This is a genomic window from Vibrio antiquarius (assembly GCF_000024825.1).
In the GTDB taxonomy this organism is placed as follows: Bacteria; Pseudomonadota; Gammaproteobacteria; order Enterobacterales; family Vibrionaceae; genus Vibrio; species Vibrio diabolicus.
On sequence record NC_013457.1, the window covers coordinates 1770501 to 1785317 of the forward strand.

Annotated in this window: 13 protein-coding genes; 8 read left to right on the forward strand and 5 right to left on the reverse strand. The window is 44.0% G+C overall.

Annotated elements, in window-relative coordinates:
• The first annotated feature begins 90 nt into the window (after positions 1 to 90).
• The 3 genes from VEA_RS22775 to VEA_RS22785 all read left to right on the forward strand — a co-directional run bounded on the left by VEA_RS22775 (position 91) and on the right by VEA_RS22785 (position 3077).
• Positions 91 to 1827: a hypothetical protein gene (locus VEA_RS22775; RefSeq protein WP_006742453.1), complete on the forward strand. Its 1737-nt coding sequence runs from the start codon at positions 91 to 93 to the stop codon at positions 1825 to 1827.
• Positions 1824 to 2555, forward strand: coding sequence for a DUF3726 domain-containing protein (locus tag VEA_RS22780; RefSeq protein ID WP_006742454.1), 732 nt, complete (start codon positions 1824 to 1826; stop codon positions 2553 to 2555). The genes VEA_RS22775 and VEA_RS22780 overlap by 4 nt, the downstream gene beginning before the upstream one ends.
• A 144-nt stretch (positions 2556 to 2699) precedes the next feature.
• On the forward strand, positions 2700 to 3077 hold the full coding sequence (locus VEA_RS22785) for a nuclear transport factor 2 family protein (RefSeq protein ID WP_012842494.1): 378 nt from the start codon (positions 2700 to 2702) through the stop codon (positions 3075 to 3077).
• A gap of 82 nt (positions 3078 to 3159) precedes the next feature.
• On the opposite strand, the gene VEA_RS22790 is transcribed toward VEA_RS22785, so the two are convergent.
• Positions 3160 to 4155 carry an ABC transporter substrate-binding protein gene (locus VEA_RS22790; protein WP_012842495.1) on the reverse strand — a complete coding sequence of 332 codons (996 nt, stop codon included), beginning with the start codon at positions 4153 to 4155 and terminating at the stop codon, positions 3160 to 3162.
• Positions 4156 to 4296: 141 nt separating this feature from the next.
• Positions 4297 to 6531: a hypothetical protein gene (locus VEA_RS22795; RefSeq protein WP_006742456.1), complete on the reverse strand. Its 2235-nt coding sequence runs from the start codon at positions 6529 to 6531 to the stop codon at positions 4297 to 4299.
• A 427-nt stretch (positions 6532 to 6958) separates the two neighbouring features.
• On the opposite strand from VEA_RS22795, the gene artP reads away from it, so the two are divergent.
• The 5 genes from artP (at position 6959) to VEA_RS22820 (ending at position 10587) form a co-directional block, all read left to right on the forward strand.
• Entirely contained in the window at positions 6959 to 7687 is a 729-nt protein-coding gene (artP, locus tag VEA_RS22800; protein WP_012842496.1) for an arginine ABC transporter ATP-binding protein ArtP, read from the forward strand.
• 88 nt (positions 7688 to 7775) lie between these two features.
• A complete protein-coding gene (locus tag VEA_RS22805; protein WP_006742459.1) occupies positions 7776 to 8519 on the forward strand; it encodes an arginine ABC transporter substrate-binding protein in 744 nt (247 codons plus the stop codon).
• Between the two features lies 1 nt (position 8520).
• Positions 8521 to 9210, forward strand: a complete 690-nt coding sequence (artQ, locus tag VEA_RS22810; RefSeq protein ID WP_005388570.1) for an arginine ABC transporter permease ArtQ — start codon at positions 8521 to 8523, stop codon at positions 9208 to 9210.
• On the forward strand, positions 9207 to 9875 hold the full coding sequence (gene artM / locus VEA_RS22815) for an arginine ABC transporter permease ArtM (RefSeq protein WP_006742460.1): 669 nt from the start codon (positions 9207 to 9209) through the stop codon (positions 9873 to 9875). The genes artQ and artM overlap by 4 nt, the downstream gene beginning before the upstream one ends.
• Positions 9876 to 10014: 139 nt before the next feature.
• Positions 10015 to 10587: a protocatechuate 3,4-dioxygenase gene (locus VEA_RS22820; protein WP_012842497.1), complete on the forward strand. Its 573-nt coding sequence runs from the start codon at positions 10015 to 10017 to the stop codon at positions 10585 to 10587.
• Between the two features lie 74 nt (positions 10588 to 10661).
• Here the strand turns inward: VEA_RS22820 and VEA_RS22825 are convergent, their stop codons facing one another.
• From VEA_RS22825 to VEA_RS22835, 3 genes are all read right to left on the reverse strand, one after another.
• Positions 10662 to 12317, reverse strand: coding sequence for an ABC transporter substrate-binding protein (locus VEA_RS22825; protein ID WP_006742461.1), 1656 nt, complete (start codon positions 12315 to 12317; stop codon positions 10662 to 10664).
• Positions 12318 to 12646: 329 nt separating this feature from the next.
• Complete coding sequence (locus VEA_RS22830; RefSeq protein WP_006742462.1) at positions 12647 to 13264, reverse strand: OmpA family protein; 618 nt, start codon at positions 13262 to 13264, stop codon at positions 12647 to 12649.
• A 5-nt stretch (positions 13265 to 13269) separates the two neighbouring features.
• The gene (locus tag VEA_RS22835; protein WP_005390923.1) at positions 13270 to 14583 is read right to left on the reverse strand and encodes a TolC family outer membrane protein; all 1314 of its coding nucleotides are present in this window, start codon (positions 14581 to 14583) and stop codon (positions 13270 to 13272) included.
• Positions 14584 to 14817 lie beyond the last annotated feature (234 nt).

A 14817-nucleotide genomic window follows, 5' to 3' on the forward strand; every position in this document is an offset into this window, starting at 1 on the left:
TTCAAACAACGTGGAGCTTGTGCGGGTGTTTTCCTCCTGCATCCGCACAAACCCTAGTATTCTTACAATAACAAATAGGTGGTGAGCAAAATGGATGCACATCGTTCTACTTATACGGAAGCAACTATGCGCGATGCAGCGATTGTCATGGCAGCCGAAAGGCTTGGCGCAATGCACCAAAACCGAATCAGCTTTGTTCGTAGTCTGATTCGTAATATGGCAAGCCAAAATTGGCAAGTAACCAAGCATGAGTGGCAACTTTGTCCGCGTGGTTATGGTCACGTTATTTACAAATTGACCACGCTAGAGCACGTTTATCATTTGGTGGTGTTCTGTGATGAAATTGCTGATGACGAGCGTAATGACCGCGTCATTGCTGAAAAGTGGGACGTCACATTCGCACTGGTTCAAGGCGATGTTGATGTTACTTTGTTGGAAAGATTGCGAGCAAATGTACCGCTGCAAGAAGCGGGACGTAATCCAAACAACGTACTTGTTCTGGCTCGCGCAAACAAAAGCGTGCGCGTGTTTGAGCACATTGTTAGCGCTCTTTCTCAAGGCAAGCAGCCCGAGCCAAAAGAGTTGGCGGAAGTGGGGTATATCCTTCGTACCACTGCTGTGTATGGTAACGGAAAGTTTGGTATCGCCGATTTCAAACTGTTAGAGAATAACCCAGATTTCAGCCAGTCTTTTAGTGCGCAAATGTGTGCCGTATATATGTTGCGTGAATTCAGCCTGGATTGGGTGCACTACCTGGCACTTCAGCAAGGAGGCGACAACGCGGTGGCTTTGCATCGTGGCTTGCAGCGCTACCTTGGTGTCGGCAATGCGACTGGCTTGGGCATGGCTCCATACTTGATTAATCACCCGTGCATCGTTGACCAATGGATGACCTCTCGCGAACGTGCGGTAGCGCGAGTCTTTGCGATGCCGTGTGAAGCGTCGTTCCATGCTCCTTTGCAAGGATTGCTTCAAAAAGCACAGCGTCATTTAGAGCAAGTCATCACCATCAATGAACATCAAGACAGGCTCAATCATCAAGCGATAGCAGACATCAAACAACTGCTATCGGAGCTAACAACGTTAATGGCATCACATCCGAACTGGGCGAGTTTGGTCGAGCATAAGAAAACAATGAGTGTGGAAGCCCAAGAAATCCTCACCTCTTGCTTGATTGAACTCTACCCATCTTTGGTGGACGAATTTGCCAGCCAAATGAATACGGATGAAACGTTATCGATTCCGGGCGGGAAAAAGATCCATGACTTACTTGAGGTGCTGCAAAGCAAATACCGCTGGGCGATTAATGCGGATTACTCACTAGCCGAGAACAACTACTGGTTCTGGTATCGCTCACAAGACAAAGAAGAGCCAAGGCTTGGTGTTCGTGGGGAAGAGGCAGGAGAAGAAAAAGAATTACCGCTTGATATCGGCAGACAAGTGAATCGCTTGTACCACGCCTTGCTTGGTTGTGATGAAGAAATGTCCGTAGCGGAGTTTTTGTTGCAGAACCCGACTTATCGTTCGATCACACGTCGTGTATGGACGTTAGGTAACCGAGCAATGGGTGATATTCAAATGAACGTGCTGCGCCAAGATGCACTGCCAATGCACTTATTGCGCTGTAAGTTGGCGATCTTTGGTGCGACTAAGTTTGATCCGCGCTCGGATCGTTGGGTTCGAGTAACTTTCTTCCAAGGTGCGCCGCTGTTAGATGAAATTCACGATCCAAAACTGGCGGACACATGGATTTTCCCAAGCATGCCGGAACGAGAAGAAATTGCGCAAAGTGACAATCTAAAAATCAACGGAGGATTTGCATTATGATCGTCTCTCACAACGAATTGGTGGCCGCGGTTAATAAGGCATTTCTTGGCATGCGCCGTCACTGTGGTGAGGCGGATGTAATTGCGAACATGGTGGCGGACTTGCAAATGGTTGGCTTGCACGGGGTGCGTCACTTTAATAACGCCAGCCTGTTTCTTGGGTTAGATTCGGACTGCGCCGTATCGGTGACCAACAGCACGTCAGCGAGTATCGAGATAGATTTGCACAATGGCAGTGTGGCGTGCCACTTACCCGCCGTGTTGGATTTCGCACTTGAGAAAATGATTAACAGTAAGTCGATTACTATCACGTTGAAGCAGTGCCATAACCGTTGGCTAGGTTTTAGTGAGTTGTTGAAGCTCTCTGCAAAAGGCATTGCGTGCCGTGCACAATGGGTCAATGGCTCTAGTCCAAAACGAACGCTTTATGTGTTAAATCGTGGACGAATCGCGCCAGAAGTCTTTTTCTCGGATCAGTTTGATGGGCATGATACGGATTTGCATAGTATGGTTATCGAACTCTCTGTGAACGATTTCGATATCGAGAAAAGCGCACAAGGATACACCATTCACATTGAAGGCGATGAGTTAAGCAACACGCAACAAGCCTCTTGGCAAAATGGTATTTTTGTCGAAGACCAAGAGTGGGAAACATTGAAACAAACCGCAACCGCGTTGCTAGTGGAGAACAGTGAGCGTTCCATGCAGGGCGCTGGTGGTGTGGTTTAAGCTCTGAAGGGACAGTGATTCCAAGTTTCAAGTGATGAAGGCTGCGGTTTAGCGGCCTTTTTTGTGCACGATGTTCGGTCACTTCTTAGGTTCTAAGGCTATGATTATCGTTAAATACCAAGTAGAGCGACATTGGGAAGAAAAATGGACCTGCAAGAGAACAAAAGAAATGCCATTGCGTTTTACGAAATCGCCTATCGAGGTAACCCAAGAAAGGCGGTTGAAGACTACGTTGGCGATGAGTACATCCAGCACAATCCATTAGTTGGAAATGGCCCCGAGGCTTTTATCGAGTATTTTGAGCGGATGCAAAACGAGTATCCCAATAAAGACATTACGTTTGTGCGAGCCATTGCTGAGGGGAATTTGGTGGCACTACACACTCACCAAACATGGCCTAATGATATTGAATACGTGACGATGGATTTCTTTCGTTTTGATCATAATGGGAAAATCGTCGAACATTGGGACGCTCTGCAAGAGATTCCTAAAGAAACATTGAATGGTCACACCATGTATTAACGAATCGTTGATTAGCCTCCAATACTATTTATTCAAACGGTATGGGAGGCTAAATTATTTGGTACGAGTTAGACGTCAATCACTAGAGTGCTTTTTCGATCTTCATCGCTACGTCTTCAGATACCCAACCTTTCCATAAGTCAGGGTAGGTATTAAAGAAGTAAAACATCGCTTCTTCACCATCTGCGTAGTTATCTTCCATCCAGGCCAGCATTTCACTCATTTGCTCGTTGGTAAATCCGCGTTTCTGCAAGTACGCGAATGCTTGGGGTTCTTTGTTCGCAAATGCCTCAGTTGTTACTGTGCGAACTGGAGAAGGTGGGTACATTGTTACTTTTGGTGAAGCGCAATCAGGCTGGGTGGTACAGTTGCGATACTCTTCCAGATCCGTTCCGCTACCAAAATCCACTTTGACCATATCATACTTGCCCAATACGGGTGTTGGTGACCAGTAGTAACCAAACCAAGGCATTTTGCGATCATAGGCTTTGGCGATGGTGCCAGCTAATGCTGCGCCAGAGCCTGGGTCAACCATCTCAAAGCCGTGCTCACTTAACCCTAATGCATTAAACAAGTGACCGGAGGTGATTTGGCATGTCCAACCAGCAGGGCAGCTATAAAAGGCGAACTTGTCATCATCCTCAGGGTGTTCAAACAGCTTGGCGTGTTTAATGACGCCTTCTATCGTCGCGAGCTCTGGATACTGTTTTACCAGATAGGCGGGAACCCAAAACCCTTCTTCACCGCCATTGACAAGCGACTCACCAGCGATGCGCAAGCGCTTATCAGCAATGCCTTTATCAAGCGCTTCTTTAATGCCGTTTGTCCATAACTCTGGCGCAACGTCAGGTTGTCCCTTTTCAATCATAGAGGTGCCTGTAGGAACGCTATCACCAGGGATCAATTCCGCATCGCACTGGTAGCCTTCATTTAAGACAAATTGGTCGATGTGCGCCATTAAGCTGGCCGAATTCCAATTCATGTCTGCGATGGTTATTTTTCCGCATTCATCCGCATTTGCATGAGTAGATAATGCTGATAGCAGCAGAACAGAGAGCAGTGAAGGTGTCGTCTTCATGTGACTGAATTTCCTTGTCGTTGTCATTTACTTCAGTATATACATCGGTTTATAAAGATTCAGTGAACAAGGTTTTTTCAGTGACGTTAAGCATAAAAACGGCGATTTATGAAGCGTTTAGTGAGAGTGGTTGAAAGGGAGTTAATACAGCAAGAACACCCCTTCGTAGCCGCCGATCTCAATGTGAGAAACATAGTCGCCGATGTTACCGTCTTGATCTACAGGTCGCATAGGCTCTGGAAGTGCGATAGTTATCTTCGGTGAGGAGAAATAATCGATATTCTTGCCAAAGAAATCAGTCCGATACAGCACTCGGCCTTTGGTGAATTCGCGGGCTAACACCATCTCCGTAGGGCCATGCATCACTACCGTATCGTCTGAGCGATACGCAAAGTACGTATGGGTTGGTAACAAATCGATAGCGCCATTAGGCAAGTCAGGATGAGCCACTTTGCTCATAGAAGCATCTCCAATCACCGTGTAATCGGCGGAATAGGGCGTGCTGGTGGACATCATTACCGGAGTCGCCTGATACCCCTCTGGTATTTGATTGGCAGGCTCTCCCAAATCAACGGCAAGCAAGGTGCTAGGTTGATAAGCAATATTCTTTGGTACGCCTGCCTTCCAGAAGTTGTCACCTGTTGTGTTATTACTTCCATATACGTAGCCATTGTTCCACTGACTAAAGTAACTGCGCTCAGGGTGATAGTTTAAGTAGAACACTACTAGTGCAGAATATTGGTCCTGCTTCCAATTGTTTTCTGTGTTACCAAAGTATTGGACGCGACCATAACGAGTTGTTGCTTGATAAATCACGTTCTGGCCAACTTTGGCGAGAGCAGAGTTATCCCAAAACTTAGCCAAGCCAGCATAGCCACTAAAGCCAGTGGAAGGGAAAAGGTAGTGCTCGCGCAAGTACAAGGAGCCAGCACCAACCAAGTGGTTTTGGCCGTTACGACCGAATAAGTTGGCCGTGTCTATGTTGAGGCCAATTAACGCATCCGCATCCAGCGTCGCCAATTTGTTTAAGAACGCCGAGAATTGCGCTTTGTATGCATCATCAGCGGCTTGGCTTCCCGCCAACAAACCAAGCTCATCCACCCCACCACCGGAATAAACGTAGAACTGATTTTCTCCGAGTAACTTATTCGTATCGTCGTTGTACGCACCGTTTAAACCTTGTTTTGCCCATTCAGCTTGATAATAGTGGCGCATTGTATTGGCAAAATCGGGATTGCCGAGATTGGTCAATGCCCAAGAAGAGGTTTGATTCCACATGCGACCAAATGGAATAACGCGTGACTCCCAACGAAATCGTGCTGTTGCATTCTTATTTGAGCGGCTCTTGAACTCTTGCCAAGAAAGATAATTATCTTGGTTTCGATCAGCTGATTCGTCAAAACCTCGAATTTGTCGCCAGCGCTGAATGGTTTGACCTTCAGGTGTCTCCGTTGGTGCTCCTGAGACATTGACGACAGGGAAGCTATCTTTGAGTTGAATGTTTTCGAGACGTGGGCGGTTTTCTATGTTGTCGTCATGCCAAGTCACTCGCGCCACGTATAGACGGCCACCATCGCGTAAAAAAGTGGAACCAAAGTACTGACCGCCACCATAGGTTTTTCCGCTACCATCATGCGTTGTTGCGCGAACCCAATCCGAAGGAACAGACCAGTTTACTGTTTTGTCTTTGGTCATGCCCTGTGTTCTATCTTTCTTAATATCAAAGGGCTTCCACTCCGATACCTGACCAAACGAGTCGATAGCAGAAGGGTATTCAATGATGAAACTGCCACCTTGAGCAAACTGAGAGAACGTAAAGGTTAAGCGGTCGAACTTCTCTGAGTGATAGACATAGAGGGCTCCACCATTATTTGCCTGACCAAATACATCAGCATCCCATGGCGGTGGTTGATATAGCCAAAAACCGGCGTGGTCAGCGCTGGCGGTATAGCCAACGATCATCGGTTTTCGATTGAGTAAGGTATTTTCACCATGGCTTGAGTCGACTTCAGCTAGGATAGTGTCTTCCGAAAAATGAAGAAAAAAGCCCTCATAATCGATGTTATTTATTTCTGCTTGGTTACGTATATCGTTTTCCAGCCAACCTGAGTTAAGTTCCAGCTTTTGGTTGTACATGTAACCAAGCGCTTTTACACGCTCGTTATCACTCTTATTTTCGTAAGCTCCAAACACGATATCGGCATTATCCAACTCCCATTCAAGTGCAGCGGCAGCAGAGATAGGCTTATCTTGAAGATCAATACCCTGTTCATGCAACCCAGGTAACACGATTGCTGTTCTACTCCAAACGTTGGGTACAGAAAGCAAGCTCAGAGAAGCGAGTGTAACGAGAGAAAAACAATGCGACTTCAACATGGAGTTATCCCATTAATACTTAGATGACTCAAATTAAGAGTCAGATACAAAAAGAAATTATAGTCCATTCGCGAAGTCGTAATCAGGACCCTGCCATAGAGGACTTTACAGGAAAACTAACAGGGGATGCTGTGCAAAAATGAGCGGGTGTACTTGGAATAGATCATCCTCATAGACTCAAAACTTCCTCTACACTTCAGCACAAAAGTAACCACCATTTTAACCTTGTTTCGGTCGTCACCATGTTGTTGGATTTTTCTTCAACAAATTCAGTTAAAACTGACTCTTCAAACCAGTCAGATGCTCTGTCTTGGTGGTTGCTGTTCATACAAAAAATTAACAAATTAAATTTTTATACATTTTTATTGCATAAAAAGTCCAGTTGAGTAATATAAATACCAAGTGACAATTAATGCGGTATGTCAGCATGACTATTCAGGTAAGCGGAATCAATAAATCCTACGGTGAGACACAAGTGCTTCACGATGTCAGTTTTAATTGTGAAAGCGGTGAAACGCTGGTTTTACTCGGTCCAAGTGGCGCAGGGAAGAGCTCTCTACTACGAGTTCTTAACCTTCTTGAAGGTGCGGATAACGGCAAGTTAAACATCGCAAATGATGTCTTTGATTTCTCTACTGAAATCAAAGAGAAACAAGGTTTAGCACTTCGTCGTAAAGTAGGCATGGTGTTCCAACAGTACAACTTATGGCCGCACATGACAGTAATGGAGAACCTGATTGAGGCTCCGGTAAAAGTATCTGGCATGGATAAAGAAGAAGCGAAGAACCAAGCAATGCAAATTCTCGCAACGCTGCATTTGGCAGATAAAGCAGATGCATGGCCGATGCAGCTTTCTGGTGGTCAGCAACAACGTGTGGCGATTGCTCGTGCACTGATGATGAAACCGGAAGTCTTGCTTTTTGATGAACCGACCGCAGCGCTTGATCCGGAAATTACTAACCAAGTCGTTAAGATTATTAAAGATTTAAGCGAAACTGGCATCACCCAAGTCGTAGTAACGCATGAGGTCGATTTTGCTAAGAAAATCGCTAGCCACGTACTATATCTAGAAAAAGGATACATCGTCGAGCACGGCACAAATGATTCGTTTTCTAACCCGCAAACCGCCCAGTTTGCTGACTACCTAAATCACTAAATTACGTTTTTAAAGTTCAGTCTATTTAACAGATAAGCTCGGCTGTCATTGCGAGTGTCAGCCCACTAAGTACACACGGAGTATTGCAATGAAAAAGATTCTACTGGCTTCACTAATCGGCCTTTCTTCTGCAACTATGGCAGCAAACGCAGCAGCACAAGAAGAGATCAAATTCGCGATGGAAGCGACGTACGCACCATTCGAATACATGGATGAAAACAACCAAATCCAAGGTTTTGACGTGGATCTGGCGAACGCACTATGTAAAGAAATGGAAGCCAAATGTACCTTCCATAACCAATCTTTTGACAGCCTGATCCCTGCATTAAAATTCAAACGTTACGATGCGGCGATCTCTGCAATGGATATTACTGAGGCGCGTTTGGAGCAAGTGAATTTCACGAATGCATACTATGAGAACTCAGCAGCGTTTGTTTCTATCAAAGAAAAAGCTGCTGATCAAAAAGCACTAGAAGGTAAGCGCGTTGGTGTTCAAAACGGTTCAACACACCAAAGTTACCTGATTGAGCAAATGCCGGGCGTAACAGCGGTTCCTTACTCTAGCTACCAAGACGCATTCATCGATATGAAGAACGGTCGTATTGATTCTGTATTTGGTGATACAGCAGTCGTAGCTGAATGGTTCAAGAAAGAAGACAACCTAGCGTACGTGGGTGAGCACGTAACTAACCCTAAATATTTCGGTAACGGTTTCGGTATCGCAGTAAACAAAGGTAACGATGAGCTAGTGAACAAGCTGAACACGGCACTGAAAACAGTGAAAGCGAACGGCGAATACGACGTAATCTACAACAAGTACTTCGGTAAGTAATATGGCACTAACGGGTTACTCTTTATCGCTTGTTCAAGCTAGTTGGATGACTGTCCAGCTAGCCTTCACAAGTCTTTTAGTCGGTTTGATTCTGGCAGTGGTATTCGCCAGTGGTGAAATGTCTCGCCGCGTTTTCGTTAAATGGCCAATGACGGCATTTGTGACGATTGTACGTGGCTTGCCAGAAATCCTTGTCGTGTTGTTTATCTATTTTGGTTCGACGCAGGTTCTGTTTTTAATCACCGGCGACTTTATTGAAGTTAGCCCGTTCTTGTCTGGTGTAGTGGCGTTGTCGTTGATCTTCGCTTCTTATGCTTCTCAAACTCTACGTGGCGCATTGAAAGCCGTTGGAAGAGGGCAAAGAGAGGCAGCAAGTGCACTAGGCATCAGTCAGGCACATGCTTTCGTTCGCATTGTTTTGCCACAAGCAGTAAGACACGCGCTACCAGGTTTAACTAACCAATGGTTGGTTCTGTTGAAAGATACCGCGCTTGTATCACTGATTGGCGTAACGGATTTGTTGAAACAAGCGCAGCTAACGTCTGCTGCGACGCATGAAGCCTTTACATGGTACGCAACTGCTGCGGCGATTTACTTAGGCATTACTTTGATTACGCAACGTGCCGTAAAACTGATTGATAAGAAGTTCTCAATTCAAGGCATGAGTATGGGACAGGAGGCAACCGCATGAACGAACAACACGTTTGGCAAATGTTGGATGGCTTAGGTACTAGCCTCCAATTGACCGTCGCTTCCTTGGTTGTGGGCTGTCTCTTAGCTCTGATGATGACGCTAACTCTGATCCTACGTACTCCGGGTTTGCATTGGGTAAGCCGTGGCATCATCACCTTGTTTACTGGTACGCCTTTGTTGGTACAGATCTTCTTGGTTTACTACGGTCCGGGTCAGTTTGATGTAGTGAGAGAAAGTGTTTTTTGGACATGGTTAAGCCAACCTTGGTTCTGTGCGATGTTAGCGTTAGCGCTTAATACCGCGGCGTACAGCACTCAGCTGTTTAAAGGCGCGTTTAACGCGATTCCTTCTGGTCAATGGCAAGCGTGTCGTGCTCTAGGGATGAACAAAACCGCAACGCTAAAAGTGCTGCTGCCATACGCTATTCGTCGTGCCGTTCCGGCTTATTCGAACGAAGTGATTTTGGTCTTCAAAGGTACGTCACTAGCAAGCACGATTACGATCATGGATCTGATGGGTTACGCGCAGCGCATTAACGCACAAACTTACGATACGTTGACGGTATTTGGTATTGCTGGCGCATTTTATTTAACGGTAAATGGTGTGCTAACTCTTATTTTCCGTCAGGTAGAGAAGAAAGCACTAGCCTTTGAAGCCGTTTAATTATTAGTAGCTAATTTGTAAATGCCTCTGTTCAAGCGTTGCCCTGAACAGAGGCATATTTGTTTTAGTGTGCTGCTATGCTGGAAAAATCATCAAGAATCACCAAACTTAAGTAAGGTAAACAATCACTGGTGATGATATGGAACGTCGACACTTCTTAGCTTTATGGTCGCTAATATTTGCGCCTTCGCTAAAATCCGCTAGCCCAATGAAGCCGACACCGCCTCAAACGGAAGGGCCATTTTATCCCGTGGTTCCAGTGCCACTTCGTCAAAATTTGATTTTGCAGTCGAAAGGTCTTATTGGTGAGCCCATTTTTCTTCAGGGTAAGGTAATGGATACAGCAGGAAACCCATTGTCTGAAATGAAAATAGAAATATGGCAATGTGATGGACAAGGCATCTATGATCACCCGAATCAACCTAACAATAATAAGTTTGATCCTCACTTTGCAGGCTTTGGTGCAGTTTTAACTGGCGAAGATGGGAATTACCTTTTTCAAACGTTATTTCCGGTTCCATATAGCTCTCGACCTCCCCACATCCACGTAAAATTGTGGCGTGGAGAGAAAGAGCTGTTAACGACTCAGCTTTATTTGAAAGGGCGAACTGGTAACGAGTGGTGGGGCGGAAAAGCCCGTGATTATTTGCAGTTTGAGCCTGTCAACATTGATGGTCGAGTCGTCGGTGAGTTCAATTTTGTGCTCGCTTAGTGTGATTAAGCATTATTTTGAAAACTCACATCGTAGATTACAAAAGTAATTAGCAAACAGAAGCTTCTAACAGATTAGTCTTGTCCGGCTCTGACTCTTAGTTTGTAGAAATCACTGTACCCAGATTTACGGAGTTGAACACCGCTTACACCTTTCGCTCTGGTGATTTTTTCTTGCCCCCAGAACAATGGTAAAATTGTTGTATCAGCTCTGAGCTCCGAGAGTATTCCCTCCAAACGTTTTTCAGGCGTGGGATCTGAGACTGCATCGTGTACGTGATTAACATGCTGTTCAAATTCATCAAAGTGAAGAGCAAATCGAATACCTGTACCTGTTAATAGCCACTCATAAATTCCATAGGTTAAAGGTGGCTCAATGACATCTTCGACAAAGAGCAAGTCGGCTTGTTCTTTTACAAGTTGAGGATTACTAGCGTCAGTTAGCTCCACAAATTCTACATGCAACCCAGTTTTACGGATTAAATCTACGATCCATTGGTTCGCTTTACTTAAATAATCAATCGTCCACTTTGGATGGGTTATGACCAACGTTCCCTCAAGCTGAGGAACATTCTCGTTGTGAGAGTTATCATCGAGAATGTGCATCGTTTCCAAGCCATTCGCTTTGGCAAATTCAAATCTACGACTCTCGATAAAAGAAAATAGGCGCTGCCAAGTTTGCTCGCTTAGTGAGCACTCGGCGCGACGGTTACGTGCTAGAAAAGAAAATGCCTGAATCATATAACATTCGGTATCGTCAGTTTCCTGATTATAACTGATGTATTGATCCAGCTCAGTCCCCTGATGAGAGAGCGTGATTTGCTCCAATAATGCCTTTTTTGCGAAATAGTTATGATGTTTTTTCAGTACTATTTTGTCGGTATCCCAATGCCTAAGTACAAACGGGCCAGTACCTATTGTGATACTGCGACCTTTAAAGCTCTTCTGACGTCGAGTAGTGATAGACGCATTTGCGGTTGCTAAGCAGTAAATGAATAAGTTATTAGGCTGCTTTAAGTCAATACGTATAGCTTGTTTGGCATTATCGAAGCTGATACGAGTGACTTGCTGAAGTAATTTTTGGACGGGACCATCTGTTGTCATGAGCTTATTTAAAGAGTGTACGACATCTTCTGCTTGTAATGTTAGCCCATCGTGACAGTAGATATCAGGGCGGAGCCAAATATATATACAACTGCCTTCATTTTTGTACTCACAAGCGAGGTGATTTTTTAATTGACCGTAGTGATCAACGGTAAATAGGGTGTCATACAAGCTGCGTATTACCTGCAGTTCTGAAAAGCGATAAGTCAGTGAAGGGGTTAGCTCATCTACCCAAGGATACTGGCTGACGATGAGTGTATTTGAATCTTTGTTTTCTTCTGAAACTTCTGCGAGTGCTTGGCTAAGTGCGCTTACAGCAGTGCTACGGTAATGCTCAAGTAACCTCGAGATGACGTCAAAGCTACCATTGTTGATTTCATTACGAATCGTAAAGTAGAGGGCTTGATGTATTGTTACCGTCACTTTTAGTGTGCTGGCTTTCCCACGGCCACGACCTGGCTCCCAATGGATCCAATTGTAGCTGTCAAGTATTCTCAGTATATTAGATATGTTGCGTCTAGAAGTTGAAAAAACCAGTTCTAAATCGTCGAGGTTTACCTGATACGTTTGAGAGTGTTTGTAATGTTTTAATAACTGGCTCAATCTACGAAGACATGTTTCTGTCATGTTTTATTATGTTTCCTCAATAGATGATTGATTTATTAAAGCTATATAATAAATTGATTTCATATTGTGGTGAAGAAAGGTGATTGCTTAAACCCCTCAGTGTTATTGATTGGCTTATCTTCTTCCCATTTAAAAGTATTGGTGGTTTTCATTTTGACTCTAATATATTACTACTAATATAGAGTAAAGGCTCACTTTTTAATTTTTGCCATAATATTAGTGAGTTATGATTAATGTTAGTGTTTGTTTTATTAGTTGTGTCTAATTAGTTAGGCGTAATGACATGAAAATACCCCCACTCATCTATGCAAATAAGCAGGGGTATAAGTTTATTTTACTTCTGGGAAGGTAGTGAATATCGTCCACTCATCTTTAACCATTCCTTGCTGGCCGACAACAGTGGCAGTAACGCGGCGGTTTAATGCGTGGCTGACACGATCCATACCCGGCTCTGCTAACTGTGTGTCGCCAAAAGCAATAATTGCTAGGCGGTCACCCGGGATTCCTTTTTCTATCAATAGATTGCGTACATTCTCTGCACGATGGCGAGATAGGTTTAAATTGTATTCTGCACGTCCTACCTTACTTGCGTATCCTTGTATCTCTATAGAAGTGGTTGGATACTTTTTAAGAAATGCAGCCAACCCATCTATCTTGTTTTTAAAAATTTGGTTAATAAGAGCAGAGTCATTATCAAACAAAATCTTAAGTTGGTATTGCTCTTCTTTATGCAAATAGGTTTCACAACCATCATTGTCCACTTCTGCCCCTATTGGAGTGCCTGCGCAAAGATCACGAGCGTTTATCACACCATCTTTGTCCAAGTCGTTTAGGTCAGCAATCTGATTCGCCTTTGGTATAGGAATGTACGCCAGCTCATCTTTTGCGTATGCACTATGATGACTCATTATGACTAAAGCCAGAGTGATTAGAAGATTCTTTTTCATTGTATTTAGTACTCCACCGATTGAGTCCACGCTTCCGGTATGTCGACGCGCAATGCGTCTAAAAGCTGCCCGGTTGAAGTCAGGGTTCGATATTGTGCGTATTGCTGCGCAAATTGTGTTTCTAAGTAGTTTTTGCGTGATTCAAACAACTCGTTTTCAGTGTTCAGCAGATCAAGTAGGGTGCGCTTTCCAATACGATATTGTTTTTGGTATGCAATAACGGTGTTTGACATGGAATCAACGTGTTGTATTAAAAAAGACTTTTGTTGTTTAGTCAGCTCAAGAGCGCTCCAAGAAAGGCGGAGCTCTTGCTCCACACTTCGGTATGCTCGCTCTCTGAGGTCTTTCGCTTTATTGAGTTGGTAGGCCATACTGTCACTGTTTGCAGAGTCTCGGCCACCGTTGTAAAGGTTGTATCGGACACGGAGCATTGCTTGTGTTTCAGAGTTGAGACCATTTACTCCTCCTACATCATCGTTCCAGCTTTGTTTCGCTTCAAATGAGATGACTGGGAAATAGTTTGCATCCGCTTGTTTATATTGGAACCTGGCAGAATCGACATCTGCGAGTGCTATTTTTATGACAGGATGATTGTCAAAAGCCTGCGATTGGGCCTCGTCTAGAGAATTGGGGATAAAGTTTTGGTCTGCGTGCGGAAAAATAAGGTTAGTTGGTGCTTCACCAACTAAGCGAAAGAATGCTGTTTGAGCGTCTTTATGGTTATTTTGTGCAGCTAAAACATTACTTTGAGCTTTTGCTAAACGAGCTTTAACCTGGTTAAGGTCGGCAACTGAGCCAATTCCTGACTCTGTACGCTTTTTAATATCAGTATAAATTCGCTTATGTGTGTTTAGGTTGCTAGTGGAAAGCGCAGTCAGCTTTTGTGTTTTTACTACATCCAAATAAGCTTTAATGACTTCTAACGCAACATTTTGGGCATCTGCAAGTAACTGATAACGCACAGACTCTGCATCTGCAGAGGTACGATCAATGTCATATAGGGTTTTTGAACCATCCCAGATCAACTGGGTAAGAGTAATTGCCATATCTTTACGGGTCATCTCGGTATCACTCTTACCAGTAGAGTCGGAAGGGTGAATGCTCTCGTAACCGATACCCGCGTCAATATCGAGACTAGGTTTATATGCTCCACGTGATTTATCGATAATATAACGACTACTCATATACTCGTTAAACGCACTTTTGATATCAGGGTTCGTTGCAAATGTTGTCGCTATTGCTTGTTCTAAAGTTTGTGCGCTAGAAACCAGTGGTATTAGCAAACCAAAACACGCGATACTAATATTACTTAGCTTCACTAAAATCTCCCCAAATAATTTAACGCCAGTTATTTTTCAAAAATAAATATTAAAGATTACTAATATTACCCAAGGCAAACGTTTCCTTTTGCTTGCTTTTTTGGAATGTAAGCTGCTATTTCAATGAAAATTTAATGACAAGTTTAAAAAATATTAAAAATAGGTCGCATAACATATGTTTTTACGGTGCAAAATAAAACAAATTTAAAACATGAAAATTATTGATAGGATAAT

Coding starts and splice junctions, on each gene's coding strand:
- VEA_RS22775 (WP_006742453.1), top strand. CDS start 91: ATGGATGCACATCGTTCTACTTATACGGAAGCAACTATGCGCGATGCA.
- VEA_RS22780 (WP_006742454.1), top strand. CDS start 1,824: ATGATCGTCTCTCACAACGAATTGGTGGCCGCGGTTAATAAGGCATTT.
- VEA_RS22785 (WP_012842494.1), top strand. CDS start 2,700: ATGGACCTGCAAGAGAACAAAAGAAATGCCATTGCGTTTTACGAAATC.
- VEA_RS22790 (WP_012842495.1), bottom strand. CDS start 4,155: ATGAAGACGACACCTTCACTGCTCTCTGTTCTGCTGCTATCAGCATTA.
- VEA_RS22795 (WP_006742456.1), bottom strand. CDS start 6,531: ATGTTGAAGTCGCATTGTTTTTCTCTCGTTACACTCGCTTCTCTGAGC.
- artP (WP_012842496.1), top strand. CDS start 6,959: ATGACTATTCAGGTAAGCGGAATCAATAAATCCTACGGTGAGACACAA.
- VEA_RS22805 (WP_006742459.1), top strand. CDS start 7,776: ATGAAAAAGATTCTACTGGCTTCACTAATCGGCCTTTCTTCTGCAACT.
- artQ (WP_005388570.1), top strand. CDS start 8,521: ATGGCACTAACGGGTTACTCTTTATCGCTTGTTCAAGCTAGTTGGATG.
- artM (WP_006742460.1), top strand. CDS start 9,207: ATGAACGAACAACACGTTTGGCAAATGTTGGATGGCTTAGGTACTAGC.
- VEA_RS22820 (WP_012842497.1), top strand. CDS start 10,015: ATGGAACGTCGACACTTCTTAGCTTTATGGTCGCTAATATTTGCGCCT.
- VEA_RS22825 (WP_006742461.1), bottom strand. CDS start 12,317: ATGACAGAAACATGTCTTCGTAGATTGAGCCAGTTATTAAAACATTAC.
- VEA_RS22830 (WP_006742462.1), bottom strand. CDS start 13,264: ATGAAAAAGAATCTTCTAATCACTCTGGCTTTAGTCATAATGAGTCAT.